Here is a 2,500-nt window from a genome sequence, read left to right on the forward strand (position 1 = left end):
CCCACCGCTTTTATAGCTACCGCCGCTCCTGCCATCGCGGGGAAAGCAGCTACGGCCGCCAGATTTCGATGATCGCGGTGGGATGAGTGCCGTGAATGAACCTCGTCCCCAGCAGCTTCGAACGTTGATTGCCGTTGCCTATACTCGCAACGCGGAGTGATCCGCCTCCCCGTCAATTACGAAGCGGTGTATCGCATGCCATCGCCGAGATGGAGCAGCATTGGGCAACGTGAGACGCCAGCGCCTCGCGCAAAGCAATCCGCAGGCTGATCGAGACGATGGTCGTCCATCGGGGCACGGCCGAGGCGGCAGCCATCGTCCGCTGGAACTGCACGGCGATCTGTTCAGGATGATTGAGCTTGCTGAGACTGCTGCTGCTGGCGGAAGCGGCAGGGGCCCGAACGCACGAAAGCCTCAGCGCATGGGCGCTGGGGCTTTCGTGTGACCTTGTTTTGGTTGCGGGAGTAGGATTTGAACCTACGACCTTCAGGTTATGAGCCTGACGAGCTACCGGGCTGCTCCATCCCGCGACACTTTTGTTTTCCTCAAGCGCCTGCGGCTGCATCGGCAGCCTTGGCTATCCTTGCATAAGCTCGGGCGGCCAGTTGGCCTTGCGGGCCTTTGGCCCGTTGGCTTGGGCCTGAAGAGGTGTGAATGGGTTTGTTATTCCAAAGCGCGAGCTTCAATGCCTGGCGACGCCCTACTCTTCCGGGGCTTGAGCCACAGTACCATCGGCGCAGACTGGTTTCACGGCCGAGTTCGGGATGGGATCGGGTGGGTCACAGACGCTATGGTCACCAAGCAATGAAGCTTGCGCTTTGGGTTATAATCGATGCCGTGCACTTTATTGGCGTTGAGTTATCTGGCTTGAGGTGATCACCACATCGCTGACACTTCGCTGTTGCCAGCACTGTCATTGATGGTGGGACTCGCTTCTTATCGAAGCATTCAAGCGCGATCAGAGCGATTAGGACTGGTTAGCTCCATGCGTTACCGCACTTCCACATCCAGCCTATCAAGGTCGTGGTCTACGACCGCTCGAAGAAATCTTATCTTGAGGGAGGCTTCCCGCTTAGATGCTTTCAGCGGTTATCCCGTCCATACATAGCTACCCTGCTGCGCCGTTGGCACGACGACAGGTACACCAGAGGTATGTTCAACCCGGTCCTCTCGTACTAGGGTCAACTCCTCTCAAATTTCGACGCCCACGGCAGATAGGGACCAAACTGTCTCGCGACGTTCTGAACCCAGCTCACGTACCACTTTAATTGGCGAACAGCCAAACCCTTGGGACCTGCTCCAGCCCCAGGATGTGATGAGCCGACATCGAGGTGCCAAACGATTCCGTCGATATGAGCTCTTGGGAATCATCAGCCTGTTATCCCCGGCGTACCTTTTATCCGTTGAGCGATGGCCCTTCCACGAGGGACCACCGGATCACTATGACCGACTTTCGTCTCTGCTCGACTTGTCAGTCTCGCAGTCAGGCGGGCTTATGCCATTGCACTCTAACAGACGGTTTCCAACCGTCCTGAGCCCACCATCGCGCGCCTCCGTTACTCTTTAGGAGGCGACCGCCCCAGTCAAACTACCCGCCACAGAGGGTCCCTGCACCGGATAACGGTGCGAGGTTAGACATCAGAAAACAACAGGGTGGTATTTCACCTATGGCTCCACGGCAACTGGCGTCACCGCTTCAAAGCCTCCCACCTATGCTACACAGTTCTTTCCTAATGCCACTCTGAAGCTGCAGTAAAGGTGCACGGGGTCTTTCCGTCTAACCGCGGGTACTCCGCATCTTCACGGAGAATTCAATTTCGCTGAGCATATCCTGGAGACAGTGGGGAAGTCGTTACGCCATTCGTGCAGGTCGGAACTTACCCGACAAGGAATTTCGCTACCTTAGGACCGTTATAGTTACGGCCGCCGTTTACCTGGGCTTCAATTCAGAGCTTGCACTCCTCCTCTTAACCTTCAGGCACCGGGCAGGCGTCAGGCCCTATACGTCGTCTTGAAGCCGACTTAGCAGAGCCCTGTGTTTTTGCTAAACAGTCGCTACCCCCTGGCCTGTGCCCCCCATCAAAAGTTGCCTTAAGATGGGGCCTCCTTCTTCCGAAGGTACGGAGGCAATTTGCCGAGTTCCTTCAGGATACTTCTCTCAAACGCCTTGGTATACTCTACCATTCCACCTGTGTCGGTTTAGGGTACGGTCTATACGGTGGGGCTATTTCCTGGGACAACTTCCCTGCCCGGACCAATCCAATAAGGCCGAACAAGTTACGCCATCCGTCACACACCACCAGGCCCACGAATATTAACGTGGTTCCCATCGACTACCCCCTTCGGGCTCGTCTTAGGGGCCGGCTTACCCTGCTCAGATTAGCTTTAAGCAGGAACCCTTGGAATTTCGGCGACAGTGCATCTCACACTGTTAATCGCTACTCATGTCTGCATTCGCACTTCCGATACCTCCACGGTCGGTTACCCTTCCGCTTCAACG

General features: G+C 56.2%; 1 tRNA gene and 2 rRNA genes (1 of these 3 cut by a window edge). All 3 read right to left on the reverse strand.

Annotated features, from left to right (window positions below):
* Positions 1 to 453: 453 nt before the first annotated feature.
* Positions 454 to 530, reverse strand: a tRNA-Met gene (locus tag L288_RS33930).
* A gap of 157 nt (positions 531 to 687) precedes the next feature.
* Positions 688 to 802: ribosomal RNA gene (rrf, locus tag L288_RS33935) — 5S ribosomal RNA — on the reverse strand.
* A gap of 145 nt (positions 803 to 947) precedes the next feature.
* Positions 948 to 2,500: ribosomal RNA gene (locus L288_RS33940) — 23S ribosomal RNA — on the reverse strand (it continues 1,243 nt past the right edge of the window).

This window comes from Sphingobium quisquiliarum P25 (genome assembly GCF_000445065.1).
GTDB classification, from domain to species: domain Bacteria; phylum Pseudomonadota; class Alphaproteobacteria; order Sphingomonadales; family Sphingomonadaceae; genus Sphingobium; species Sphingobium quisquiliarum.